Annotated in this window: 24 protein-coding genes and 1 riboswitch; of the genes, 14 read left to right on the forward strand and 10 right to left on the reverse strand. The window is 69.5% G+C overall.

All coding sequences use genetic code 11. From position 1 onward, the window contains the following. Nucleotides 1-3: 3 nt before the first annotated feature. Nucleotides 4-1122: an NAD(P)/FAD-dependent oxidoreductase gene (locus ABIE38_RS03765; protein ID WP_354054095.1), complete on the reverse strand. Its 1119-nt coding sequence runs from the start codon at nt 1120-1122 to the stop codon at nt 4-6. 179 nt (nt 1123-1301) lie between these two features. Further along, nucleotides 1302-1886, reverse strand: coding sequence for a TetR/AcrR family transcriptional regulator (locus ABIE38_RS03770; protein ID WP_354054096.1), 585 nt, complete (start codon nt 1884-1886; stop codon nt 1302-1304). A gap of 94 nt (nt 1887-1980) precedes the next feature. Between ABIE38_RS03770 and ABIE38_RS03775 the strand changes: the two genes are divergently transcribed. The 13 genes from ABIE38_RS03775 to ABIE38_RS03835 all read left to right on the forward strand — a co-directional run bounded on the left by ABIE38_RS03775 (nt 1981) and on the right by ABIE38_RS03835 (nt 16011). Beyond that, nucleotides 1981-2361 carry a DUF1304 domain-containing protein gene (locus ABIE38_RS03775; RefSeq protein ID WP_354054097.1) on the forward strand — a complete coding sequence of 127 codons (381 nt, stop codon included), beginning with the start codon at nt 1981-1983 and terminating at the stop codon, nt 2359-2361. 59 nt (nt 2362-2420) lie between these two features. Continuing rightward, on the forward strand, nt 2421-3458 hold the full coding sequence (locus ABIE38_RS03780) for an NADP-dependent oxidoreductase (protein WP_354054098.1): 1038 nt from the start codon (nt 2421-2423) through the stop codon (nt 3456-3458). Between the two features lie 132 nt (nt 3459-3590). Beyond that, nucleotides 3591-4739, forward strand: a complete 1149-nt coding sequence (locus ABIE38_RS03785) for a hypothetical protein (RefSeq protein WP_354054099.1) — start codon at nt 3591-3593, stop codon at nt 4737-4739. Nucleotides 4740-4828: 89 nt separating this feature from the next. Then, on the forward strand, nt 4829-7126 hold the full coding sequence (gene secA2, locus ABIE38_RS03790; RefSeq protein ID WP_354054100.1) for an accessory Sec system translocase SecA2: 2298 nt from the start codon (nt 4829-4831) through the stop codon (nt 7124-7126). After that, complete coding sequence (locus tag ABIE38_RS03795) at nt 7123-7887, forward strand: CDP-alcohol phosphatidyltransferase family protein (protein WP_354054101.1); 765 nt, start codon at nt 7123-7125, stop codon at nt 7885-7887. Before secA2 ends, ABIE38_RS03795 begins: the two co-directional genes overlap by 4 nt. Nucleotides 7888-7935: 48 nt before the next feature. Then, nucleotides 7936-8340, forward strand: a complete 405-nt coding sequence (gene gcvH / locus ABIE38_RS03800) for a glycine cleavage system protein GcvH (protein ID WP_354054102.1) — start codon at nt 7936-7938, stop codon at nt 8338-8340. A gap of 121 nt (nt 8341-8461) precedes the next feature. Further along, nucleotides 8462-8881 carry an oxoglutarate dehydrogenase inhibitor Odhl gene (odhI, locus tag ABIE38_RS03805; RefSeq protein WP_176475132.1) on the forward strand — a complete coding sequence of 140 codons (420 nt, stop codon included), beginning with the start codon at nt 8462-8464 and terminating at the stop codon, nt 8879-8881. Further along, entirely contained in the window at nt 8878-9612 is a 735-nt protein-coding gene (gene ftsR, locus ABIE38_RS03810) for a transcriptional regulator FtsR (RefSeq protein WP_095718998.1), read from the forward strand. Before odhI ends, ftsR begins: the two co-directional genes overlap by 4 nt. A gap of 69 nt (nt 9613-9681) precedes the next feature. Next, nucleotides 9682-10182 (forward strand): bifunctional nuclease family protein, encoded by a 501-nt coding sequence (locus ABIE38_RS03815; RefSeq protein ID WP_354054752.1) that lies wholly within the window; start codon nt 9682-9684, stop codon nt 10180-10182. 252 nt (nt 10183-10434) lie between these two features. After that, a complete protein-coding gene (locus tag ABIE38_RS03820) occupies nt 10435-11076 on the forward strand; it encodes a MerR family transcriptional regulator (RefSeq protein ID WP_095718999.1) in 642 nt (213 codons plus the stop codon). 33 nt (nt 11077-11109) lie between these two features. Further along, nucleotides 11110-11206, forward strand: a riboswitch (glycine riboswitch). Nucleotides 11207-11381: 175 nt separating this feature from the next. After that, complete coding sequence (gene gcvP, locus ABIE38_RS03825; protein WP_354054103.1) at nt 11382-14276, forward strand: aminomethyl-transferring glycine dehydrogenase; 2895 nt, start codon at nt 11382-11384, stop codon at nt 14274-14276. Between the two features lie 46 nt (nt 14277-14322). Beyond that, nucleotides 14323-15150, forward strand: a complete 828-nt coding sequence (locus ABIE38_RS03830) for an 8-oxoguanine DNA glycosylase OGG fold protein (protein ID WP_354054104.1) — start codon at nt 14323-14325, stop codon at nt 15148-15150. Between the two features lie 27 nt (nt 15151-15177). Continuing rightward, nucleotides 15178-16011, forward strand: a complete 834-nt coding sequence (locus ABIE38_RS03835; protein WP_354054105.1) for an alpha/beta fold hydrolase — start codon at nt 15178-15180, stop codon at nt 16009-16011. Nucleotides 16012-16048: 37 nt separating this feature from the next. On the opposite strand, the gene ABIE38_RS03840 is transcribed toward ABIE38_RS03835, so the two are convergent. Together ABIE38_RS03840 and ABIE38_RS03845 are read right to left on the reverse strand one after the other, a co-directional pair. Then, nucleotides 16049-17605, reverse strand: a complete 1557-nt coding sequence (locus ABIE38_RS03840) for a fatty acyl-CoA synthetase (protein ID WP_354054106.1) — start codon at nt 17603-17605, stop codon at nt 16049-16051. Between the two features lie 29 nt (nt 17606-17634). Beyond that, the gene (locus tag ABIE38_RS03845) at nt 17635-17883 is read right to left on the reverse strand and encodes a hypothetical protein (RefSeq protein WP_354054107.1); all 249 of its coding nucleotides are present in this window, start codon (nt 17881-17883) and stop codon (nt 17635-17637) included. Between the two features lie 70 nt (nt 17884-17953). On the opposite strand from ABIE38_RS03845, the gene ABIE38_RS03850 reads away from it, so the two are divergent. Then, a complete protein-coding gene (locus tag ABIE38_RS03850) occupies nt 17954-18331 on the forward strand; it encodes a YchJ family protein (RefSeq protein WP_354054108.1) in 378 nt (125 codons plus the stop codon). Between the two features lie 3 nt (nt 18332-18334). Here ABIE38_RS03850 and ABIE38_RS03855 read toward each other — a convergent pair whose 3' ends face one another. The 6 genes from ABIE38_RS03855 to ABIE38_RS03880 all read right to left on the reverse strand — a co-directional run bounded on the left by ABIE38_RS03855 (nt 18335) and on the right by ABIE38_RS03880 (nt 24525). After that, the gene (locus tag ABIE38_RS03855; protein WP_354054109.1) at nt 18335-18877 is read right to left on the reverse strand and encodes a hypothetical protein; all 543 of its coding nucleotides are present in this window, start codon (nt 18875-18877) and stop codon (nt 18335-18337) included. A 57-nt stretch (nt 18878-18934) separates the two neighbouring features. After that, the gene (locus ABIE38_RS03860) at nt 18935-19873 is read right to left on the reverse strand and encodes a TY-Chap domain-containing protein (protein ID WP_354054110.1); all 939 of its coding nucleotides are present in this window, start codon (nt 19871-19873) and stop codon (nt 18935-18937) included. Between the two features lie 63 nt (nt 19874-19936). Next, entirely contained in the window at nt 19937-20752 is an 816-nt protein-coding gene (locus ABIE38_RS03865; protein ID WP_354054111.1) for an NUDIX hydrolase, read from the reverse strand. 60 nt (nt 20753-20812) lie between these two features. Further along, nucleotides 20813-21439, reverse strand: a complete 627-nt coding sequence (locus ABIE38_RS03870; protein ID WP_354054112.1) for a TetR/AcrR family transcriptional regulator — start codon at nt 21437-21439, stop codon at nt 20813-20815. Next, complete coding sequence (locus ABIE38_RS03875) at nt 21436-21894, reverse strand: DUF3817 domain-containing protein (RefSeq protein ID WP_354054113.1); 459 nt, start codon at nt 21892-21894, stop codon at nt 21436-21438. The genes ABIE38_RS03870 and ABIE38_RS03875 overlap by 4 nt, the downstream gene beginning before the upstream one ends. 84 nt (nt 21895-21978) lie before the next feature. Then, the gene (locus ABIE38_RS03880) at nt 21979-24525 is read right to left on the reverse strand and encodes a DEAD/DEAH box helicase (RefSeq protein WP_354054114.1); all 2547 of its coding nucleotides are present in this window, start codon (nt 24523-24525) and stop codon (nt 21979-21981) included. Between the last annotated feature and the right edge of the window lie 47 nt (nt 24526-24572).

Consider the following 24572-nt stretch of genomic DNA (forward strand, 5'->3'; position numbering starts at 1 on the left):
AGCTCAGCACTCGCATTCCACGCCGCAGCACGACAGATCATCGGTGAGCATGCCGGCGGCCCGCCACGCATCGAGGGCGGAGACGTCCTTACCCGCCCGGTCGCCGATGACCCGGGCGACATGGGCGAAGCGCTGCCGGAACTTGTAGACGAAGCAGAACTTCAACCCGCCGTGCCGGATGGTGGCCCCGGACAGGAACAACCCGGGGGTGATGGTGGACTGGTCGTCCTCGTCGAGTTCGGGCCAGCCGTCCCTGCGGGGTGCGAAGAGGTGCTCCACCGGGCCGAGCCCCGGACCGAATCCGGTCGCCGCGATCGGGCGACTCCCGCTGGCCAGCGTGCTGCCATCGCCCAGCCGGGTCGAATAGCCGTCCGCGGTCGGAGAGACGGCGACGGCGTTCGAGGCGACCAGGGTGAGCCGCCCGGTCGACAGCGCGGCGAGCAGGCGCATCCGGGAGCGGGGAGCGAGCCGGAACGACGGGTCGGAACCCGTTCCGGCATCCCACGGTGTCTGCTCGTCGACGATGGTCACCCGGGCGCCGTTCCGGACGTGGTGGCAGGCAATGTCGATGCCGGACTCGTATCCACCGATGACCACGACGTCACCCGGGCGTGCCCCCCAGGCGGCGGCCCCGCTGCTGTGATCGAGCAGGGTGTGTCCGGTGATCCGCGGAGCGACGGGGTCTCCGAACTCGCCCCCGGCCCACACCAGTGACCGCGTCTGGACCGGTCCGCGCGAGCACCGCACCTCGAAGCCGCCGTCCCGAGTGGTGACGGAGGTGACCTCGGTCCCGTCGAGCAGGGGCAGGGCGAAGTGCGTGGCGACGCCGCGCAGGTACGTCGCGTACTGGCGCCCGGTGGGGTAGTCGACCCCGAGACTGAACGCGGGTGAGGTCTCCGGGTGCACGGAGTTGAGGTCCGTGGCGCCGAAACCGTTTCCGGTGAAGGAGGGGGTGAGGAACGTCTGCTCCGCCGGCCAGTCCAGGAAGGTCTGGCCGATCGCGCCCCGTTCGACGACACCGAAGACGAGGTCGTCGACCGCGGCGAGAGCCAGCGCGGTGCCGATCCCGGCGGGGCCCGCGCCGATGACGAGGGCATCGAGCATCGGGGGTTCTGAGGTCACGGCGGTCCCTTCCCATGCGGAACACAGATGTCCGGCCCGCGTCGGGCGGGACCGCGACCGGCAACGGTCCCACGCTGACCACCCACACCTGTGCCTTATTGGTAATCGTTGTCAATAAGACTACACCCAGGGGTCCTTCGTCCCGGAGCTCGTCAGCCGGGGCGGAGGCTGTCGCCGCGTCAGGCGTGGTCGTCGAGGAGGTGGGCGGCGGTGTCGATGCACTGCAGCGCGGCCTCGTTGTCGACGCGGGTGAGCGCGAAGGCCGCGACGATCATTGCGGTGCAGGCGTCTGCGAGACGGGCGTTGGCCTCCGGCCCGTGCGTGGGACGGTGGGCGACGACGCCGCGCCCGATGGCCGAGCGCAGCTCCTCCCGATACGCGGCGACGACCTCGCGCACCGCCGGGTCCCGCGCTATCGGCGCGTTCGCCGAATTGACGAGAAGGCACCCGTTCGCGGACGCCGAGGAGCCTTCGTCGAGGAACGCGCTCCGCACCCTGGCGAGATACTCGACGATCGCGTCGGGGGCGACAGGGGTCGCGGTGAGTGGCTGGAGTAGTGGGCGGATGACCTCGTCGAGGTAACTGTCGACCGCCGCGTCGAAGAGGCCGCGCTTGCTGCCGAAGGCGTTGTAGATGCTCGAGCGGTTGAGGCCGGTGGCGCTCTCGAGGGCGGGGATCGCCGCGTCCTCGTAGCCCGACTCCCAGAAGACCTGACGTGCGCAGCGCACGGCGGCGGCGGTGTCGAATCCCTGTGTGCGACCCATGATCGGCCTCCTTTTGTGAAACGTCCGGTCTAGTATATATTGAAACGATCAGTTTAGAACCTGTCCGCTCCCATCGCTCTTGCGAGGTCGCACCATGCTCATCGTCTCCCTGGTCCTCGCCGCCCTCGCGGCGCTGATCCATGTCGTCATCTTTGCGCTCGAGTCACTCATGTGGACGAGCGCACGTGCCCGCCGAGTCTTCGGAACAGGCCTCGAGGAGGCGCGCGCCACCCAGCAGCTCGCCTTCAACCAGGGGTTCTACAACCTCTTCCTCGCGATCGTCACGGGGGTCGGGATCGCGTTCGTCCTAGCCGGTCCGCTGCCCATCGGCGCCGCGCTGCTGTTCGCGGGTGCCGGTTCCATGGCCGCGGCGGCCTTCGTCCTGTTCCTCTCCGCGCCCGACAAGCGGGAGGCGGCCCTCAAGCAGGGCGTGCTCCCGCTGCTCTCGGTGCTCGCGCTCGCGATCGCTCTCTAGCGGCCTGCGCCGTCACCCCTTCCCCACCACCCATCCCGACCTCACCCGGAAGTAGAACCATGACCGACGCCACCAGCACCGCCACCAGTACCCACATCCAGCTCGCCGCGCGCCCCTCGGGGTGGCCGACGCACGAGGATTTCCGCACCACGACGGTCAACTACGGGCCACTCGAACCGGGACAGGCCCGGGTCTCGAACCTCTACATCTCCGTCGACCCCTACATGCGGGGCCGGATGAACGACGTGCGCAGCTACACCGCCCCTTACGCCGTCGGCGCGACGATCACCGGCGGCGCGGTCGGCCGCGTCACCGCGTCCACGGACGATTCCGTCCCGGTCGGGAGCGTCGTGACACACCAGCACGGGTGGTCGGACATCGTTCAGGCCGACGCGTCGACCTTCACCGTCGTGCCCGAGCTCGACGGAGCGCCGCTCTCCCTCTACCTCGGCATCCTCGGCATGACGGGACTGACCGGTTACGTGGGCCTCACGGCCATCGCCGGCCTGAACCCGGGTGACACGGTCTTCATCTCCGGCGCCGCCGGCGCGGTCGGGACCGCGGCAGGGCAGATCGCGCGGCTCCTGGGCGCCGGTCGCGTCATCGGATCGGCGGGATCGCCCGGGAAAGTGCGTCTGCTCACCGAGAAGTACGGCTTCGACGCCGCGCTCGACTACAAGGACGCGCCCGTCCGTGAACAACTCGGCGCACTGGTCCCGGAGGGGGTCGACGTGTACTTCGACAACGTCGGAGGCGACCACCTCGAGGCGGCCCTCGACGTGATGAACGACGGCGGGCGAATCGCCCTGTGTGGCGCGATATCGGGGTACAACGACGAGGGCCGGACACCCGGCCCGGACAACCTGGCCAACATCATCGTCCGGGGACTGACACTCACCGGTTTCACGCTCGGCGGCCACCTCCACCTGGGACCCGAGTTCGCCGAGCAGATGACGAAGTGGTTCGCCGCCGGGGAGATCGCCTACGACGAGACCGTCGTCGACGGCATCGAGAACACCGTCGACGCGTTCCTCGACATGATGCGCGGCGCCAACACCGGGAAGATGGTCGTCCGGATCTCGTCCGAGCGGCGGTAACACCCCACACGTGGCACGCCGACGGATCAGCCCTCCGGTCGAGCGGGACGGCATGCGATCCCCGAAGGGGGCATCATGGCAGCATGAAGTCCATCGGCGGTGACCGTCGGAGCGGGGGAGAGGTGCTCGGGAATGACCAGTCACGATCAGGACGGTGACGGCGAGGACGCCCGTGCCCGCCTGATCCGCCACGTCGACGCCCTGTGCGCGGGCGCGGCCTCCTCGGGACCCGGAGAGCTCTCCGATCGGGCGGCCCTGCTGGTGGCCTGTGGCCTCGTCGAACCACGGATCGTCAGTGTGGTGCTCGCGAGACTCCACCGGAATCTGCCCTTCCCCACCGTCGGCGGCTTCCACCAGCTGCGTGTGATCGAGGAACAACGTCACGACCTCAGGCGCCTGCTGGGCACCCCGTTGCCGTCGGTCCTGAGGATGGCGTTGCGCACCCGTCTGGCCGACCTCGACCGGAGGTACGTCTCGCTGCGCACCGGGTTCACCCGGGGCGCAGGTGTGTTCGCGTATCGGATCAAGGACATCCGCGCAGACCGCAAGCGCGGGGTCCACCTGGACCCGGAGGACCGAGGTCGGCTCTTCGACGCCCTCGCCTCCACGCCGACGAGGGCGCCGGTGCCGATGGTGCCCAGGACGATGGTCGAGTTGGGTACCGCCGCGGCCGCCTACGGGCAGCGCGAGATGGGACGGGTCGTCCTGCCGCACCGTGTCCAGGCGGTGGTGGAGTCGTTGCCCTCGCTCCCACGGATCCGGGCGGACAACCGCCGACTCCCCGAGATGTACACCGCGCTGCTGATGGAGGTCGGCGGTCTGTACGACCGACTCATCCGGGCCTACGTCCGCGGGGGGCGATCAGTGGAGGAGATCCGGTTGCAGTTCGACGCGGAGACCGAGCTGGTGGGGCTCGCCGGAGACCTCTGTCGGCTCCGGGAGACGGCGGCGACGCCGGGTGTCCCGCCCGCCCGTGACGGGTTCAGCACCCGGACCGGGATGGGCGCGGCGATCGACGAGGTCTGGGCCGAGGTGGTCGAACGGGCGGTCGCGTTCCGCGAACTGGTGGAGTCGGTGGAGACCCGCGCCGACGCCGCGGTGTCCGAGGCCGCGCGGCTCGACGACATCGCCCGCGAGCACGGTGTGAGGCCTCCGTCCACCGTGCACGCACCCAGTCCTGCAGACCTCACGGCCGAGCACCTGGCCGCACGCGCCGGTGACCGGATGCTCTCCACCGAGGCCATGCGCAGGCTGCGCGGGCAGATCGACCCCGAGCGCTGACGCGGAGACCAGCGGGGTGCGCCGCCGACCCTGTCAGCCCCTGCGTACGGTGGCATCATCTGTTCTGTAGACCGGGAAGGACTCCACGCGTGGGATTCGCCAACCGCTTCTGGAAGCTGATGGGCTCCACCCAGGGCCGGGACACCTCGCGCGCGCAGAGTGCGGTCGAGGCCTCCCACGGGTTCGACGACTGGTCCGCGGGGATGGACGACGCGGAGTTCGCGGACGCCGCCCACGATCTGCAGCTCTTCGGCGAGTCCCCCGAGGACCTCGCACGCTTCCTCGCTCTGGCCAGGGAGGCCGCGACGAGGGCCGTCGGACTGAGGCCGTTCGACGTCCAACTCCAGGGCGCTCTGAGGATGTTCGCGGGGGATGTGGTGGAGATGGCGACCGGAGAGGGAAAGACCCTCTCCGGTGCGGTCGCGGCGGCCGGTTACGCACTCCAGGGGCACCACGTCCACGTCATCTCGGTCAACGACTATCTCGCGGCCCGTGACGCGCGGTGGATGGGGCCGATGTTCGAGCTCCTGGGGCTGACGGTGGGTCACGTCACCGAGTCGTCGACCCGCGAGGAGCGTCGGGGCGCCTACGCCTGCGACATCACCTACGGGTCCGTCTCCGAGATCGGTTTCGACGTTCTGCGGGAGCAGCTCGTCACCGATCCGGCCGACCTCATCGCGCCCACGACCGACGTCGCTCTGGTCGACGAGGCCGACTCGGTGCTCGTCGACGAGGCGTTGGTCCCGCTGGTCCTCGCCGGGTCCACCTCCGGGGAGGCGCCCACGGGGGAGATCCTCTCCGCGGTCCGGAAACTCCGACCGGGCCGCCACTACGAGACCGACTCCGAGCGTCGCAACATCTTCCTGACGGACGACGGCGCCGAGGCGATCGAGGGCGAACTGGGGATCGATGACCTCTACGACGAGGAGCATGTCGCCACGACGCTGGTGCAGGTCAACGTCGCACTCCACGCGTGTTTCCTGCTCAGGCGGGACGTGGACTACATCGTCCGTGACGGCCGGGTCCAGCTGATCAACGCCTCGCGGGGTCGTGTCGCCGAACTGCAACGGTGGCCGGACGGGCTGCAGGCGGCCGTCGAGGCCAAGGAGGGCGTCGCGGTCTCCGAGGCCGGTCAGATCCTCGACAGCATCACGGTCCAGGCGTTCATCGGCCGGTACGACCGCGTGTGCGGGATGACGGGAACGGCCCTCGCGGCCGGGGCGCAGTTGCGCGAGTTCTACTCACTCGGTGTCTCCCAGATCGACCCGAACACCCCCTGCGTCCGGGTCGACGAGGCCGATCGAACGTACATCGACGTCGACAGCAAGACCCGCGCGGTCGTCGAGCACATCGCCGCCGTCCACGCGACCGGCCAGCCGGTGCTCGTGGGAACCCACGACGTCGCGGAGTCGGAGGAACTCGCCGCACGACTGTCCGAGAAGGGCGTGGAGTGCGTGATCCTCAACGCCAAGAATGACGAGGAGGAGGCGGCCATCATCGCCGAGGCGGGCGACGTGGGCAACGTCACCGTCTCCACCCAGATGGCGGGACGCGGCACGGACATCAGACTGGGTGGATCCGACGAGTCCCGCCGCGACGAGGTGGTCGAACTCGGTGGACTGCACGTGGTGGGGACCGGGCGGCACCGGACGGAGCGGCTCGACAATCAGCTGCGGGGGCGCGCCGGGCGCCAGGGGGACCCCGGTAGCTCGGTGTTCTTCGCGGCGATGGACGACCCGGTCGTGACCTCGGCCCTGGAGCCCGAGAAGATCCCCACCTCGCACGACAGAATCAGCGGGCTGCTCAAGGGCAACCGTGGCCGCGACGCGGTCGACCACGCGCAGCGCGTCACCGAGGGGCAGATGCTCGCGATCCACTCCAACACCTGGCGGTACAGCCGGCTCCTCGCCGAGCAACGCGCGATCCTCGCCGAGCGTCGGGCGGCCCTGTTGGTCACGGAGAAGGCGTTCGAGGAACTCACCGCGCACGATCCGGCGCGCAGTGCCGAACTCGTGGAGGCGCACGGCCGCGATGCCGTGGTGCAGGGGTGCCGGGACATCATGCTGTGGCATCTCGACCGGGGCTGGGCCCGACACCTGGAGACGATGAACGACGTCCGCGAGTCCATCCACCTCAGGGCACTGGGGCGGGAGAACCCTCTCGACGAGTTCCACCGGATCGCGATCGATCACTTCAGAGATCTCGCCTCGGACGCGGTCCGGGAGTCGGAGACCACCTTCGCCGAGATCGAGTTCACCGATTCGGGGGTGGATCTCGTGGCCAACGCGATGGCGCGCCCCACCTCGACGTGGACGTATATGGTCCACGACAACCCGATGGCGGCGGGTGGCAACGTCTTCTCCGGGATGATGTCGACGTTCCGATGAGTGCCGCGCGGGAGGGACGACGTGAGACCGATCTGCGGGAATGGCGGACCGGCGAGGGCAGGGTCCTCGGTGCGCGCATCCCGCAACCGCGCGACGGACACCTCTCCGCCGCGGTGCCACCCGGCCTCGGGTACGAACCGCCGCCGAGCGACCCCCAGGTCAGCGACAGGTTCTGGACGCTTCCCAATGCCATCTCGCTGGCGCGCATCGCTCTGATCCCGGTGCTCGTACTGAGCATCCTGGTCTGGGACGACCCGCCGCTGGCGCTGTGGCTCCTCGGCGCCTTGGTCGTCTCCGACTGGCTCGACGGCAAGATCGCACGCCTGTGGAACATGCGATCCACGTGGGGCGAGCGCCTCGACCCCCTGGCCGACCGCATCCTGGTGGCCGCCGTGCCCGTGGCCTTCGCCGTCGCCGGGTACATCCCCGTCTGGGTCGTGGTGGTCCTCCTGGTCAGGGACGCGCTGCTGGTGGGGACCGTGCCGGTGTATCGCCGGAGAGGGATCGAACCGGAGGTCACCTACCTGGGCAAAGCCGCCACGTTCACGCTGTTCTGGTCCCTCCCGCTGCTCCTCGCCGGGTTCGCGGGGGTCCCCGGCGGAGAGGCGTTCCTGATCCTCGGTGAGGCGTGTCTGTACTGGGGTGTGGGCCTCTACTCGTGGAGCGGCTCGATCTACCTGTGGCAGGCCTGGAGGATCGCCCGGTCCGTCCCCCCGCGCCGTCCCGGATCTACTGCAGTGGAGCCGTCCGGCGGTGTGTAATGTCGCCAGATGTAATCGCCAAGTGAGCCACGCGAGAAGGGCACGTCAGTGAGTGACCAGAACATCCCCGACCAGCTCCGGTACACCGACGAGCACGAGTGGGTGGAGCGGGTGTCCGACACCCGAGTTCGCATCGGCATCACCGAGTACGCGCAGTCCAAGCTGGGTGACATCGTCTTTGTCCAGCTCCCGGACGTGGGCGGGGAGACGGAGTCGGGTGAACCGTTCGGCGAGGTCGAGTCGCCCAAGAGCGTCTCCGACCTGTACGCGCCGCTCAGCGGGAAGGTCGTCGAGGTCAACACCGCCCTCGAGACGTCGCCCGAGCTGGTCAACTCCGACCCGTACGGTGAGGGGTGGATCGTCGTCCTCGAGATCCCGGACGTCGAGGATCTGGAGACGCAGCTCGAGCAGACGCTTGACTCGGACGGATACGCCAAGATCACGGAGGGCTGAGGGGTAGGGACCGCCCCCGGCCCCGCGGCCGGACGGTCCGACATAGAATCGCAGGCACCGCATGGTGAGCCCCACGCCCGGGCTCGGACGAGGAGAGACGAACGTGACCGAGAACAAGAACATGCCCGAGGCGACCGCCGAGACCACCTCGGTGTTCCGCGCGGAGCTTCTCAACGAGTCCGATCAGCAGGCGGCTCAGTCCGAGCCCGCCGTCACCGGTGTCGAGGGGCTGCCCGAGGGGCAGGCGCTCCTGGTGGTCAAGCGAGGGCCCAACGCGGGCTCCCGTTTCCTCCTGGACCAGGCCACCACGTCGGCCGGCCGTCATCCGGACAGCGACATCTTCCTCGACGACGTCACGGTGAGTCGTCGTCACGCTGAGTTCCGGAGCGAGGGCGGTACCTTCAACGTCGTCGACGTCGGATCGCTGAACGGGACGTACGTCAATCGTGAGCCCGTGGACTCCGCCTCGCTCTCGAACGGCGACGAGGTCCAGATCGGCAAGTTCCGCCTCGTCTTCCTGACGGGTACGCCCGGGCAGTGACAGCCGCCGGACACGGCGCCACCGAGGAGGGACACCTCTCCATCGGCGGTGTCATCGCACTCCTGAGTCCGGAATTCCCGGACCTCACGGTGTCGAAGGTCCGGTTCCTCGAGAACGAAGGACTGGTCACCCCCGAGCGCACCGCCAGCGGGTACCGCCGGTTCAGCGTCGGGGATCGCGAGCGGCTGCGCTATGTCCTCACGGCGCAGCGCGACCGGTATCTGCCCCTCAAGGTGATCCGCGAGGAGTTGGAGGCGCTCGACTCCGCGATCGCGGACGGGTCCACCACCGCCCTGCTCCCGCGGCCCGGTGGGGACGGTGTACCGGGGTCGACCCCGGACGATTTCCGCAGTGACACCGTTCTGCGCCTCACCCGGGAGGACGTGGTCGAGCAGTCGGGGGTGGACGCGGAGCTCGTCGGCTCCCTCGTCGACGCCGGGCTCATCGTGGCCGGTCCCGGTGGCTTCTTCGACCCCGAGGCGGTGCTGGTCGCGCGGACGGCGCACGACCTCGCCGGCCACGGAGTCGACGTTCGCCATCTGCGGGGCTTCAGGACGGCCGCCGACCGGCAGACGGGTCTCATCACCCAGATCGCCGGTCCGGTGGCCCGGCAGGGCGACGCGGATGCACGGGATCGCGCGGCCGAGTTGGCCCGGGAGATCGCCGCGCTGTCGGTGGCACTGCACTCCACGCTCGTCACCGTGGCCGTCCGGCACGCGCTGGAGTCCTGACGCACGCGCCCCGGGACGGATCGGGGCTAGGCTGGACCCGTGGGAGAGGCGGAGGACATGGGAAAGAACATGCGAGAGGTGAACGTCGTCGGCATCCGTTTCGAGGAGCCGGAGTACGCACCAGTACTGATCCTGCACGAGAAGGACGGGGGGCGGTACGTCCCGATCTGGATCGGAGCGTCCGAGGCCGCTGCGATCAGTCTCCAGCAGCAGGGCGTGCAGCCGGGGAGGCCGCTGACCCACGATCTCGTGGCGACGCTCCTCGAGACCTTCGCCCATCCACTCGAGCAGGTGGAGATCGTGGGGGTGTCCGAGGGGACGTTCATCGCGGAACTCGTCTTCGAGGGCACGCGGGTCTCCGCCCGCCCGTCGGACGCCGTCGCCGTCGCGCTGAGGACTTCGTCCCCGGTCCTGGTCAGCCGTGAGGTGCTCGACGAGGTCGGCATCTCGTTGGTAGAGCAGGGCGAGGAGGAGGTCGAGGCCTTCCGTGAGTTCCTCGACCAGGTGAGCCCGGATGACTTCCTCGGTGGCGGAGACGCGCCGCAGGAGCCCGGCGGCCCGACGCCCTGACCGCTGCGACCAGGTATTTCTGTATCCACAGGAGCCACTCCAGCACCAGTGCGCAGGTCGCGGCAAGGTCTCAAGTTCAACTTGAGGTTGAGGTTTACCGCGTGTCCTATTGATCGCGGACCCTCGCGGGCCTAGCGTTGCTCCCAGTGAACTACACCGATGGTGTTCACGCGTCAGAGGATCCGGACTCGACAGAGCCCGGCACCGTGTCCCCGCGACAGCGGCGGCACCCCACAGCTTGAGGGAGCAATCGTGGCCGACCACACCCGGGATCCGGAGTCGTCCTCCACCGGTACGCACACGGAGGGTCTCTTCGGAGGCGACGTCGAGGCCACCCAGGCCACGTTCGACGAGGTGCAACCGGGACTGTTCCCCGACGACGGCATCCCTGACGGCACGAGCGGATACCGCGTCCCGATCGCCTGCCAGATCGCCGGCATCACCTACCGGCAACTCGATTACTGGGCCCGGACCGATCTGGTGGTGCCGTCGATCCGCAACGCCGCCGGGTCCGGCAGCCAGCGCCTGTACTCGTTCAAGGACATCCTCGTCCTCAAGATCGTCAAGCAACTGCTGGACACGGGGATCTCCCTGCAGAACATCCGGAAGGCCGTGGATCAGATCCGCTCCCGCGGGGTGAAGGATCTGGCCACCATCACCCTCTTCTCCGACGGTCGCACGGTGTTCGAGTGCACCTCGAAGGAGGAGGTGTTCGACCTCCTCCAGGGTGGACAGGGGGTCTTCGGCATCGGGATCGGTGGTGCGATGCGGGAGCTCGCCGGGTCGATCTCTGAGTTCCCCGCCGAGACCGTCTCGGCCGAGGACGTCATCGAACCCCTCGAGGACGAGTTGGCGGCCCGTCGGCGCGCCCGCGCCTCGCGGCGTACGGGCTGATCGCAGGAGTCGTCTAGACTCGGCGGTGCGTTCACGCGACTCACGGGAGAGTCCCGCGGTATCCACCGCGGGCGCCGAAGGAGCAACTCCTCTCCGAGAATCTCTCAGGCACCCGGACCGTGTAGTCGTCGAACGCCTCTGGAGAGCGGTGGAACAGACCACCCGCCCACGGGGAAAGCGCGGCCCGCAGGCGGGCCCCGTGAATCTCTCAGGCGCCGGCGTCAGCCGGTTGGGGACAGAGCGGAGAGGGTAGCACCGGCCCGCAGGCCGCCCGTCCGGGCGGCCCCGCCCTTCGAGGAGCACCTGTGACGACGACCCCGCACACCGCCCGGACCGGAGGCGAGTTCGTCGCCCGCCATCTGGGACCCGACGCCGACGGCCTGGCCCACATCCTGAGGACGATCGGAGTGGACTCGCTCGACGAGCTCGCCGAGCGTGCATTCCCGTCGGTCATCCTCGACGAGGTGGGTCCCGACGGCCGGGCAGCGGGCATCGACGCCCTGCCCGAGCCCCTGTCGGAGTCCGACACGCTCGCCGCGCTGCGCGTGCTCGCGGACAGGAACGAGGTCGCGGTCTCCATGATCGGGCAGGGGTACTACGACACGCTCACCCCGGCCGTGATCCGCCGCAATGTAGTCGAGAGCCCCGCCTGGTACACGGGGTACACGCCCTACCAGCCGGAGATCAGCCAGGGCCGACTCGAGGCTCTTCTCAACTTCCAGACCATGGTCGCCGACCTCACCGGCATGGACATGGCGAACGCCTCCATGCTGGACGAGGGGACCGCGGCCGCCGAGGCCATGACGATGCTCCGAAGGGCCAACCGGTCCTCGAAGAGTCCCCGCTTCGCGGTCGACGCGGACGTCTTCGGCCAGACCGCCGCCATCCTCGCCACCCGCGCCGAGCCGCTGGGCATCGAGATCGTCACCGCGAACCTGATCGACGACGGGTTGCCGGAGGGCGACTTCTTCGGTGCACTGGTGCAGACGCCGGGTGCCTCGGGCCGCGTCGCCGACGTCGCCGGGCTGATCGACCAGTGCCACGACCGGGGAGTCCTCGTGGCGGCGGGCGTCGACCTGCTCGCCGCGACCGTCCTCACCCCGGCCGGGGAGAAGGGGGCGGACGCCTGCTTCGGCTCGTCCCAGCGCTTCGGTGTCCCGATGGGCTTCGGTGGCCCCCACGCGGGCTTCCTCGCGTGTCGCACCGCTCATGCCCGTAACCTCCCGGGCCGTCTCGTGGGGGTGTCGACGGACGCCGACGGTCGGCCGGCCTACCGGCTGGCGTTGCAGACCCGCGAGCAGCACATCCGCCGCGACAAGGCCACGTCCAACATCTGCACCGCACAGGTCCTGCTCGCGGTGGTCGCCGCGATGTACGCCTCCTACCACGGCGCGGAGGGCCTGGCGGCGATCGCCCGGCGCGTGCACTCCCATGCCGCCGTCCTGGCCGACGGTCTCGTCGCCGCGGGTGTCCAGGTGGTCCACCCAGACTTCTTCGACACCGTCCTGGCCAGGGTGCCCGGCCGCGCCACCGAGGTGATCGCCGCCGCCGCCGAGCGTGGGGTGAACCTGTGGAAGGTCGACGACGACCACGTGTCCGTCTCCTGCGATGAGGCCACCACCGGGGACCATCTCGCGCTCGTCCTCGAGGCGTTCGGTGGTGAGGTCGCCGACATCGCGGACGCCGGACAGCTGGAGATCCTCGTCGATCCCGCCTACGGGAACCGGACGTCTCACTATCTCCAGCACGAGGCGTTCGTCCGGTACCGGACCGAGACCGCGATGCTGCGTTACCTGCGCGCCCTCGCCGACAAGGACCTGGCGCTGGACCGCACCATGATCCCGCTGGGCTCCTGCACCATGAAGCTCAACGCGACCACGGAGATGGAGCCCATCACGTGGCCTGAGTTCGCAGGACTCCACCCCTTCGCGCCGGCGGAGCAGACCCGCGGGATCCGCCGGCTCGTGGCCGACGTCGAGCAGTGGCTCGTCGACATCACCGGTTACGCCGCGGTGAGCCTGCAGCCCAACGCGGGCAGCCAGGGGGAGTACGCGGGTCTGCTGGCGATACGGCAGTACCACCGGTCCCGCGGCGACGAGGATCGCAGGGTGTGTCTCATCCCGTCCTCGGCTCACGGGACCAACGCCGCGTCCGCGGTGATGGCGGGGATGAAGGTCGTCGTCGTCGGTTGTCGACCCAACGGAGACGTGGACGTCGACGATCTCCGCGAGAAGGTCGGCAGGCACGCGGCCGAGCTGTCGGCGATCATGATCACCTACCCCTCGACCCACGGGGTGTACGAGCACGACATCGAGGAGATCTGCGCGATCGTCCACGACGCCGGCGGGCAGGTCTACATCGACGGGGCCAACCTCAACGCTCTCGTGGGGGTCGCCCGTCCGGGGCGGTTCGGAGGCGACGTCAGCCACCTCAACCTGCACAAGACCTTCTGCATCCCGCACGGTGGTGGCGGTCCCGGGGTCGGCCCGGTCGCGGTGGCCGAGCATCTGCGCGAGTTCCTGCCCGGCCACCCCTACGAGGAGGGTCTCGGTTCGGGCGCGGTGGTCTCGGCCGCCGCCTTCGGATCCGCCTCGATCCTCCCCATCACGTGGGCCTACGTCCGCATGATGGGTGCGGACGGGCTGCGCCGTGCCACGCTCACCGCGATCGCGAGTGCCAACTACCTGGCCCGGCGGATCGGGCAGGACTTCCCGGTGCTGTATTCCGGGGACGGCGGGTGGGTGGCGCACGAATGCATCCTCGACCTCAGGCCGCTCATCGACTCGGTCGGCATCTCGATCGACGACGTGGCCAAGAGGCTGGCGGACTACGGCTTCCACGCGCCCACAATGAGCTTCCCGGTGCCCAACACGCTCATGGTGGAGCCCACCGAGAGCGAGGACCTGGCCGAGCTGGACGCGTTCTGTGAGGCGATGTCCGCGATCCGCGCCGAGATCGACCTGGTCGCCTCGGGGGAGTGGACCGTGGAGGACAATCCGCTGCGCGGGGCGCCCCACACCGCCGAGAGCGTCTCCGCCGACGAGTGGGAGCATGCGTACCCGCGCAGCCTGGCGGGCTACCCGCTGGGGTCGGTGTGGCGCCCCAAGGTCTGGCCCGCGGTGCGGCGGATCGACGGCGCGTACGGCGACCGCAACCTGGTGTGCTCCTGCCCTCCGCTGGAGGCGTTCGCCGAGGACTGAGGCGCCGGGGGCCGGCGTTGTCGTACCCGCGTGACACCGTGCGGGCATGACGACGACCGGTTCCCGTCCCGTTCCTGATCTCCCCTCGTCCTGCCAGACGTGGTGTCGCGCCCAGCCCCCGGCGCTGCTGGTGGCGGACGAATACGTGGAGATCGACCTCGACCTGTGGAACCTCAGGCTCGCGGAGCGAGGGGTCGACCTCCGACTGGTTGCCGGCGGCCCCGACGGCGGCCGGGTCGAGACCGGTTTCGGATACCTCCGCAGGAGTGACCTGTGGGCGGCGGGACGCAGGGCGCGCGGCAGCCTGGAGGAGTCCGTCGTCGCGCTCTACATGTGTGCAGCCTGGCTCGCCGGTCACCCGCAGCGATCGGGCGTGCGCAGGGGCCTACCGGACTTCCGTGTGCCGGAGCGAGACCGCTCCGCGTGGCGCTCGGTGTCTTCTCACGGATATCCCCTGGTCCTGCACGAGGTAGCGGATTGGTTGGACGCCCCGGCGGAGGCGATGAACCTGCTGCGCAACGGGGCGCCGTACGGAAGGGCCGGCAGGGGGGTGCCCGATCTCGGGTTCCCGCTCGCGTCGCTCTATCTGTCGTCCCTGGGAATGGCGTGGTCGGAGCAGACCATCGTTCCCGTCGATTCGGCCGGGATCGCCACGCTGGTCCACGCGGGATGGACCGAGATGGACTCGCTCGGTCGCATGACGCCACGCCGGTATCAGCGGTATCTGGACGTGATCTCCGCGTGGGCGGAGGAGGCCGCTGTCGACCCGCTCGTGGTCGAGATGTGGGTGGTGCGCGACTGGCATGACCGGCGCTCGATGGTTGCGCAGACGGGGTCGTCCGCAGAGAGTCCACCCGGAGGCCGCCCGCGGTGACCCACCAGAGAAGATAGTGTCCGCTCCATGGAACCGCAGAGCATGACCGTCGACATCCCGGCCGGCACCCTCGACGTACTGGAATGGCGTACGAACGGGCCCGAGCGCGGGACAGTGTTGGCGCTGCACGGCTTCCCGGAGTCGCCGTGGGAGTGGGAGGCGGTCGCCGGGGTGCTGACGCAGCAGGGTCTCAGGGTCGTCGCTCCGGCCCAGCGGGGGTACTCCGCCGGAGCGCGCCCGGACGACGTCGCGGCCTATGCGATCGAGAACCTGAGCGCGGACGCCCTGGCGGTCGTCGACCAACTCGGTTTGGAGAACGTGCACGTGCTCGGCCACGACTGGGGGGCCTCGGTCGCGTGGTGGCTCGCCGCCCACCACCCCGGGCGGGTGTCGAGCCTGACGGTGGTATCCGTCCCCCATCTGTCGGCCTTCGCGCAGGCTCTGCAGTCCGATCCGGACCAGCAGGCCCGGTCGGCCTACTTCGCCCTCTTCCGTCAGGAGGAAAAAGCCGAGGACGTCCTGCTCGAGGACGGGGCCCGACGTCTGCGGGCGATGTTCGACGAGCACGTGTCGGACGAGCTCATGGCCAAGCACCTCGAGGTGGTCGGCACTCGCGCGGGGCTGACGGGCGCGCTCAACTGGTACCGGGCGATGCGGCGGTACGACCTGCCCGACGTGTCGGTCCCCACGACGTATCTGTGGGGGGAGGACGACCCCGCGATCGGGCGCTCCGGTGCCGAGGCCACCGCCTCCCGGATGGCGGGGGAGTACCGGTTCGTTCCGCTGGCGGGCATGGGGCACTGGCTCCCGGAACAAGCCCCCGAGGTGGTGGCCGCGGAGGTCCTGGACAGGATCGGCTGACGCCGGAGGCCTGGGTGGATCGGTCCCGGCCCCGGAGTCAGGGTTGGCGCAGTTCCCGCTTGAGGAGCTTGCCCGACTGGTTCCGGGGCAGTTCGTCCACAAAGACGACGCGCTTCGGCACCTTGAAGGGCGCGAGATGGGCGCGGGTACCGTCGATGATCTCGGATTCGGTGGCGTGGACGTCGTCCCTGAGGACCACTATCGCGGTGACGGCCTCGATCCATTTGTCGTCCGGTGTGCCGATCACGGCCACCTCCGCCACGCGCTCATCCTGATAGATCGCGTCCTCGACCTCCCGGGACGCCACGAGGACACCACCGGTGTTGATGACGTCCTTGATGCGGTCGACGACCTCGATGAACCCCTCCGAGTCACGCACCACCAGATCGCCGGAGTGGAACCATCCGTCGCGGAACGCCTCAGCGGTGGCGTCGGGCTTGTTCCAGTAGCCCGTGCACAACTGCGGAGAGCGGTAGACCACCTCGCCCCGCTCACCGTCCGCGACCTCGGCGCCCGTCTCGTCGACGACGCGGGCGTCCACGAAGAACACCGGTCGGCCGGCGCTCGCCGGGCGGGCGTCGTGCTCCTCGGGGCGCAGGACACTGGCCAGTGGGCCGATCTCCGACTGCCCGAAGCAGTTGTAGAACCCGAGGTCGGGGTACCTACCCCGCAGTCGCTGGAGCACCGTCACCGGCATGATCGAGGCTCCGTACTGGGCCTTGCGCAGACTCGACAGGTCCCGTGACTCCAGGTCCGGATGCGAGGCCAACGGGACCCACACCGTCGGGGCGAGGAAGAGTGAGCCGATCCTGTCGACCTCGACCCGGCGGAGGATCTCGGCGATGTCCGGGGCGGCCATGAGGTGCACCGTCGCCCCAAGCGAGAGGTAGGGGAGCGCGAACACGTGCATCGCGGCCGAGTGGTAGAGCGGCATGGTCACCAGCGGCTCGTCGTCCGCGGTGAGGTCCAGGGCGAGAATGCAACTGACGTACTCATGGACGAGCGCGGAATGGGTCATCATCGCGCCCTTGGGGCGTGAGGTCGTGCCCGAGGTGTAGAGGAGTTGGGCCAGATCGCCGCCGGTGGCGGGGGACTGCACCGGGGCACACGGGGAGTCGCCCGTCGCCGAGCCCAGAACGGTGCCGTCCGCGGTCTCCCCCTCCCGGGGCAGCAGCGGGAGGGAGCGCAACCCCGGCATGGTCTCGAGGACGTCCGACAACGTGGCGGACTGTGCCGGGTCCACCAGTACCAAGGACGCCCCAGAGTCGGTCAACAGGTACTCGAGTTCGCCGCCGGTCAGGGCGTAGTTGACGGGCACGTGCGTGAATCCGGCGCGGGAGGCGGCGAGGAAGCCGATGAGATAGGCGTCGGAGTTGACCCCGTAGGCGGCAACCCGGGCCCCGTCCTCGAGGCCCTGACCGGCGAGGGTCGTGGCCACCCGGTCGACCGCGGAGTCCAGCGCCGCGTAGGTCCACCGGCGTTCGGCGAAGTTGAGTGCCACGCGGTCGGGGAACCGGGCCGCCGAGCGTCGGAGGACGGCGTCGATCGTCGCGGAACTCACGGCGGGACTGGGGGATCGAGGGGGTGTGGTCATCGCCTCAGCCTAGAGGGCGGCCGGCGAGGTCATGGTTCGGCGGCGACGATCTCCAACACCTCCGGGGGGACCGCCCCGTTGCTGTCCCGCGGGGTCCAGTGCTCGCTCGGGACCCACTGGGATCCGCACCCTCGGCACGCGAACATGGGCTCACCGCGGCGCTCCACCGGGGTTCTCGTCCACTCGCACAGGTCGCGGCACGAGCGGACCCGCAGGGGGCCGCTGTCGGGATCGGGCTCTCGCCGGGGCCGGAAGGGCAGTGCACGGAAACTGGACATGTCTGGGTTCAGGATAACCGGTCGTCGTGGGTAGCCTGATCGCGGATGCGGGTGGACTGAGGAGGTCGACGTGAGCGCATGTCCCTGCGGGAGTCGGCTCCCGTTGGATCGTTGTTGCGGGCCGCTCGTCGAGGACGGTGTCCCGGCCGAGACCGCCGAGCAACTGATGAGATCCCGGTACACGGCCTTCGTTCTGGGTCGGGAGGATCACCTCTGGCGCACCTGGCACCCGCGGACGAGGCCGGCCCGGGTGGAGGCCGGTGACGTGGAGTGGACCGGCCTCGCGATCCTCGACGTGGTTCACGGTGGAGTCGTCGATCGGACCGGGACCGTGGAGTTCGAGGCCCGGTATGTCGGGCCCGAGGGGCCCGGTGTCATGCGCGAGCGATCGGCGTTCGAGCGCAGAGGTGGTCGGTGGACCTATCTGGAGGGCACGGTACCGTCCTGAGCCCTAGGTGGCGGTCGGGTCTTCGGGCTGGCGGGTCACGGTGACCGATCCGATCGTCCTCGGGGCGACCACGTCGATGCGCCCGATACGGTTCCCTCTGGGCATGGTCCAGGCGACCATCCCCCGGATCTCCTCGCCGGGAAAGCTCAGGACCGAGGGCACGAGGGGGTCCTCGACCGTCCCCGCGGGGTTCTCGATCCGCTCGAACGGCCGCCCCGACGGGTCGAACGCCGAGAAGTCCTCAGGTCCCAGTTCCGGTTGGCCGGACGCCTGCACCGCGCGGACGTCCACGACCACGACCGCGTCCGAGTACGTGGTCGAGGGCACGATCCTGAGGTCGGACAGCGTCACGGTGGCGTCCCACGATTCCCCGGCCACGGGGAACGGCCTGTCGAACTGCTGCGACGAGGGCAGGGGTCCGGATTGCTGGGCCGTCGGGACCGGGACGCCCGCGGAGTCGTCATCGCCGAACAGGGACGCCGGTGAACAGCCAGACGTGGAGACGGCCGCGGTCACGATCACTGCAGCGAGGACGGCGCGACGCATGTAGGCGCTCCTGGGGCGAGTTCTCACACCGGGCCCGTCCCGGCACGGTCTCAGATCCTACTGCTCGCCGGGACGGTGGTCATCGGAGGCGCGCAGGTCACGCCATCGTCTGCCCGCGACCCGGTGCGCGAGATCCGAGTAGACGTCGTCGAGTTCGGCCGAGATCTCGGCCAACTGGATCTTGAAGTTGACCGGGACGAACACCCGGTCGACGAACTCCGCCTCGGCGGAGATCGTCTCGCCGTCGAACACGTACCTGCACCACAGCGAGTCCCGGTTGAGGATCGCGACCTCGGTCTCCGCGGCCGCGGGATCCTCCACCGAGGAGACGAGTGGGCTCCGGAACACGACGAGGGGGAGCGAGCGGTGCGCACGGACGAACAGCAGGACACAGCCGGCGGGAACGGTGAACACGTCGTGCTCGTCGGGTGTGACCCGTCGCTGGTAGACCTCCGACAGGGCCGACTGTAGTGCGCTGGTCGCCTCGTCCGGGGTGGCGATGGGCTGCGACCGGAAGTCGGCGTCCGCCGACACGGGTTCATCTGAACCGGCCCCGGCGGCGTCCTCCGGATCGGACACGTCATGGAGGAATACCGGGTGAGGGATCCCGAAGACGCGCTCCATCGTGCCGGCGACCAGGTGGGCCACCTCGAGTGCACGGTTGACCGGGAACGTGAGGTCCGCCCCCGGAGCACCCTGGCCCGTCGGGTGCCGGAGCGACCAACCGAGGGCCATGAGTTGCTCGAGCCGGACTGGCCCCAGCGGCTCCGGTGAATCCTCGGACCCGCCGCCGGAGACCTCCGCGTGGACGGTGCCGCCGCCGGTGGCGGTGAAACGCACGTACGGGGTGCGGGTGGACGGCGACCCGAGGACGGGAACAGCCAGGTCGAACGTGGCTCCCGGGACGAGGTCACGCAGGAGTCCGGCCAGGCGGGTCGCGAAGCGGTTCCACCCGGCGGCGATCGACGCGTCCACGTCGAACTCGAAATCCCGCATGAGTGGCAGTCAACCACCGCACAGCCGGGTCCGTCGGTACTTCGGGATGTCCGGTGGAGGTGATCAGCTCCCCGTCTCCGGACGGCCGGCCTGGTAGTCGGACCAGTACTCGTCCGAACCGTCGAAGCGCACGCGCACCCCGTCTCGGTGCTCGACGATCTCCGGCTGGACGGGAACGATCCTGCGCTCGGAGTCCAGTGCTGCCGCGACGTCGGGGAAACCGGCGAGGACGCGGAGCTGGGTCCACGTCGGTGGCAGGAGCATGGACCGGCCGGCACGGAAGTCCTCGAGGAGGTCGACGGGGCGGGCCCACATGGTCAGGTCGACCTCGGTCGTGAGGTCATCGGGTTCCTGTCCCTCCGGTAGCGCGGCGAGGAAGAACCTCGTGTCGTACCTCCGCGACTCCACCGAGGGCGTGATCCAGTGGTCGTAGGGGCGGAGTCTGCCCGCCGCGAGTGAGAGCTCCTCGTCGGCGAGGAACCCGCTGAAGGTCAGCCGGTGGCTCTCGAGTTCCTCGCGGCTCGAGTGGTATCGACCCGCGTCCGCGACCGGGGAGCCGTCGAGGTGGTCGGCGAGGAGCACGCCGCATTCCTCGAAGGTCTCCCGAGCTGCCGCGCAGACCAACCGGCGCGCACGTGGTACGTCGCAGCCGAACCGCTCGGCCCACCACGCGGGCGGCGGGCCGGACCAGGCGACATCAGGATCGTCGTCGGAGGCGTCCACGCCTCCGCCCGGGAACACCGTCATGCCCCCGGCGAACGCCATCCCCCGGACGCGGCGTGCGACGAACACCTCGGGTCCGCGGTCGGAGTCCCGCATCACCATCACGGTGGACGCGTCCTTGATCGGGCGGGCGGCGGGGTCGTTGCCTTCAGTCATGCGGACAAGTCTCACCCGGCGCGGTGGAGGCCGGTCCGTCGGGGTGGCCGGACGACGCCGTCAGTACGTGCTGTCGGGCGACACCCGACCTGCGAGCACACCGTGCAGGACACGATCCACGTGCTCGCGGAGGTCGGCTCGGTGGTCGCGACCAGGCGACCGGTCGATACCCGAACGGACGATGCTCATGTAGAGGACGTCGAAGACTGTCTGGGCGGGACCCTGGAGGTCCTCCGCCTCCGGTGGCCGGGGTGAATGCCGGGCGAGGATGAGTCCGATGATGCCCCGGAGTTCACCGAGGATGCGCTGCGCCTCCGCCCGGTGGGGGCCGGGTTCCCCGAAGACCGTCTCGCGGTGGTAGGCGACGATGTTCTCCGGTTGGTTCTCGAGGGCGGAGAACAGGGGGTCGCACAGTGTGACCAGATCCTCGACGGGGTCCCCGGTATCCGGGACGGTCTCGACCATGGCCCGGAACTCCTCGTTGGCCACCATGCACAGGAGCTCGCCCTTCGACCGGGCGTACCTGAACAGGGTCCCGGTCCCGACCTCCGCCTGATCGGCCACCTCCTGGGTGGTGACCGACGAGTACCCGTTGCGGAAGAACAGGTCACGGGCGGCGGCCAGTATCCGGCGCTGTTTGTCCGCCTTGTTCAGTTCCCGGCGTCCCGGTCCACGGGCCAGGGTCACGAGAACCACTCGGTGGGCTTGCCCGCCACCAGGAGGAGCGAGAAGACCACGGCCACCACGATGAGGGTCACGACGAGCGCGACGACCGGGGACCTGAGCGCGAAGGCCAGCGTGCGCTCGGCGGGGGAGCGCGACTGCTCGCCTCCGGGACCGAGCCGCCAATGTCCCTCGAGGAGCCCGCGGCGTTCGACGGACCTCTCGAACGGCACGGTGGCGTAGGGGATGACCGCGGACGCCAGGCCCGTCAGGCCGGTCCCCGCGGACCAGCGCTTGTCCGTCCAGACCGCGACCGTAGCCACCGTGTAGCACAGGAACACGAAACCGTGGATGCTGCCACCGACCGTGGTGGCCCAGTCGAGACCGAACCCGTACTTGCCGACCATGCCCAGGATCAGCAGCGTCCACGTGATCACCTCCGCGAGCGCGAGCCTCTTGTACAGGATGCGGGGGGTCACAGATGTCCTCCAGGGGTCGGATCGGTGTTCGTCGGTCATCGTACGGACACCGGATCCGAGGCCCGGTTCAGCCTCCCCGCTGCGTCACCCGGCGAGGGTCAGCGACGCGAACCGGACTTCGCCCGCCTCGTCGCTCGCGCCGAGGTCCACCACACCCTCGACAGCCCAGCCGTGGTCGCTCTCCGGATCGTCGAGCACCTGCCGGACCCGCCAGGTTCCCGGCTCCACCCCGTCGCCCGATTCGGTGACGGAGAAGAGGGCGGGTCCGCGCGCCGCGGGCCCGGTTCCGATCGCGTCGTACTCGTCCCAGTACGCATCGATCTCGGTGTCCCAGTCGGGATGGAGGGGGACGTCGACGTCGAGTTGGACCAACGTGTCGATGTCGTCTCGCGACAGTAGTTCCACGCGGCGGAACATCGCGTTGCGGACCATCACCCGGAACGCCCGTAGGTTGGCGGTGACGGGCCGGGTGGTGCCGCTCGACTGACCGAAGGCGAGCTCGGCAACCTGGTCCGGGGAGACCTCGGGGTCGGTGAGCAGTTCCCACTCGTCCAGCAGGCTCGAATCGACCTGGCGGACGAGTTCCCCGAGCCACTCGACCAGGTCGTCGAACTCGTCGGTCCGCAGGTCGGCCGGGACGGTCTGCCGCAGTGCGCGGTAGGCATCGGTGAGGTAGCGCAGGACGGAACCCTCCGAACGGCTGAGTCCGTACGCGGAGACCAGGTCGGAGAAGGTCATCCCCCGCTCGACCATCTCGCGGACGACGGCCTTCGGGGAGGGCTCGACCCCCGCCACCCACGGGTGCCCGGCCCGGTAGGCGTCGTAGGCGTCCGCGATCAGATCCCCGAGCGGTGTGGGCCACGAGATGTCCTCGACCAGCTCCATACGCTCCGAGTACTCCACCCCCTCTGCCTTGAGCGCACCGATCGCCTCGCCGCGGGCGGCCCGCTGCTGTGCGTAGAGGATCGGGCGCGGGTCGTCGAGGACGGATTCGATCACCGAGACCAGATCCAGGACCGGGGTGGGGGAGTCGGGGTCGAGGACCTCCATCGCGGCGATCGCGAACGGGGCGAGGGGCTGGTTGAGGGCGAAGTCCCGTTGGAGGTCCACCGTCAGCCGGACGTGCCGCCCCTCGTCGTCCGGCTCCGCCATCCTCTCGACGATGCCCGCGGTCTCGAGCCCGCGGAAGAGTTCGATTGAGCGCAGGACGTGCTGCCGGATCCGGGCCCGGGTCTCGTGCGAGGACAGCAGGAGGTGCCGCATGTGGGAGTAGCAGCTCCCCGGACGCGAGATCACGTTGAGCAGCATCGCGTTGTTGACCTCGAAGCGGCTGGTGAGCTGCTCGGGCTGCGCGCCGACGAGTTTGTCGAACGTGGAGCGGGACCAGTTGACGAATCCCTCCGGCGGCTTCTTCTTGGCCGACCTGCTCTTCTTCTTGGGGTTGGCGGCGGATTTGGCCGCGGCCTTGGCGTTCTCGACCTCGTGCTCGGGAGCCAGCACCACCACCAGACCCTCGGTGTCGAACCCCGCTCGGCCCGCACGGCCGGCGATCTGGTGGAACTCCCGGGCCTTGAGGACACGCTGCCGACGTCCGTCGAACTTGGTGAGCCCCGTGAACAGGACGGTCCGGATGGGGACGTTGATACCGACGCCGAGGGTGTCGGTCCCACAGATGACGGTGAGCAACCCGTCCTGGGCGAGCCGTTCCACGAGGCGGCGGTACTTCGGGAGCATGCCGGCGTGGTGGACCCCGATTCCGTGCATGAGCAGCTTGCGCAGATTCCGGCCGAACGCTGTCGTGAACCGGAATCCGCCGATCTCCTCGGCGATGGCGGCTTTGCGCTCCTTGGTGGCCACCGCCACCGAGGTCAGCGCCTGAGCCTGTTCCAGGGCCGAGGCCTGAGTGAAGTGGACGATGTAGACGGGTGCCTTGTCATCCCGGAGCAGGAGTTCGACCGACTCGTGGATGCTGCGCAGTGCGTAGTCGAACGTCAGAGGAACCGGGCGCTCGGTGCCCCCGACCAGCGCGCATTGCCGTCCGGTCCGGGTACGGAGATCCTCGATCAGCCAGTCCACGTCGCCGAGCGTGGCCGACATCAGCAGGAACTGCGTATCGGGCAGTTCGATGAGCGGGACCTGCCAGGCCCAGCCCCGATCGGGCTCGGAGTAGTAGTGGAACTCGTCCATCACCACCTGACCGATGTCCGCGGCGGCGCCCTCCCGGAGGGCGATGTTGGCCACGATCTCGGCGGTGGCGCAGACGATCGGTGCGTCGGCGTTGACCGCGGCGTCGCCGGTGAGCATCCCCACGTTCTCGGCTCCGAACACCGCGCACAGTGCGAAGAACTTCTCGCTGACGAGCGCCTTGATCGGCGCGGTGTAGTAGCTCCGCACCCCGTGGGCCATGGCGGAGAAGTGCGCCCCCAACGCGACCAGCGATTTTCCCGATCCCGTCGGCGTGGCGAGGACGACATGGCTGCCCGCCGCGACCTCGAGGACCGCCTCCTCCTGCGCCGGATAGAGCGTCAGGCCCTGGTCGGCGGCCCACGCCACGAAGGCGTCGAAGACCGCCTCCTCCATGAGGTCGGAGGGGACGTCGTCGAGGTCGGCGAGGAGTTCGGGCAGATGCACCCGACCGAGCCTAGTCGCCCGGCCGCGACCGACCGTCCGTGCTAGTG

The sequence above is a fragment of the Dietzia sp. 2505 genome, from assembly GCF_040546785.1.
Classification (GTDB): domain Bacteria; phylum Actinomycetota; class Actinomycetes; order Mycobacteriales; family Mycobacteriaceae; genus Dietzia.

Coding starts and splice junctions, on each gene's coding strand:
- ABIE38_RS03770 (WP_354054096.1), bottom strand. CDS start 1,886: ATGGGTCGCACACAGGGATTCGACACCGCCGCCGCCGTGCGCTGCGCA.
- ABIE38_RS03775 (WP_354054097.1), top strand. CDS start 1,981: ATGCTCATCGTCTCCCTGGTCCTCGCCGCCCTCGCGGCGCTGATCCAT.
- ABIE38_RS03780 (WP_354054098.1), top strand. CDS start 2,421: ATGACCGACGCCACCAGCACCGCCACCAGTACCCACATCCAGCTCGCC.
- ABIE38_RS03785 (WP_354054099.1), top strand. CDS start 3,591: ATGACCAGTCACGATCAGGACGGTGACGGCGAGGACGCCCGTGCCCGC.
- ABIE38_RS03795 (WP_354054101.1), top strand. CDS start 7,123: ATGAGTGCCGCGCGGGAGGGACGACGTGAGACCGATCTGCGGGAATGG.
- odhI (WP_176475132.1), top strand. CDS start 8,462: ATGCCCGAGGCGACCGCCGAGACCACCTCGGTGTTCCGCGCGGAGCTT.
- ABIE38_RS03815 (WP_354054752.1), top strand. CDS start 9,682: ATGCGAGAGGTGAACGTCGTCGGCATCCGTTTCGAGGAGCCGGAGTAC.
- ABIE38_RS03830 (WP_354054104.1), top strand. CDS start 14,323: ATGACGACGACCGGTTCCCGTCCCGTTCCTGATCTCCCCTCGTCCTGC.
- ABIE38_RS03835 (WP_354054105.1), top strand. CDS start 15,178: ATGGAACCGCAGAGCATGACCGTCGACATCCCGGCCGGCACCCTCGAC.
- ABIE38_RS03840 (WP_354054106.1), bottom strand. CDS start 17,605: ATGACCACACCCCCTCGATCCCCCAGTCCCGCCGTGAGTTCCGCGACG.
- ABIE38_RS03845 (WP_354054107.1), bottom strand. CDS start 17,883: ATGTCCAGTTTCCGTGCACTGCCCTTCCGGCCCCGGCGAGAGCCCGAT.
- ABIE38_RS03855 (WP_354054109.1), bottom strand. CDS start 18,877: ATGCGTCGCGCCGTCCTCGCTGCAGTGATCGTGACCGCGGCCGTCTCC.
- ABIE38_RS03860 (WP_354054110.1), bottom strand. CDS start 19,873: ATGCGGGATTTCGAGTTCGACGTGGACGCGTCGATCGCCGCCGGGTGG.
- ABIE38_RS03865 (WP_354054111.1), bottom strand. CDS start 20,752: ATGACTGAAGGCAACGACCCCGCCGCCCGCCCGATCAAGGACGCGTCC.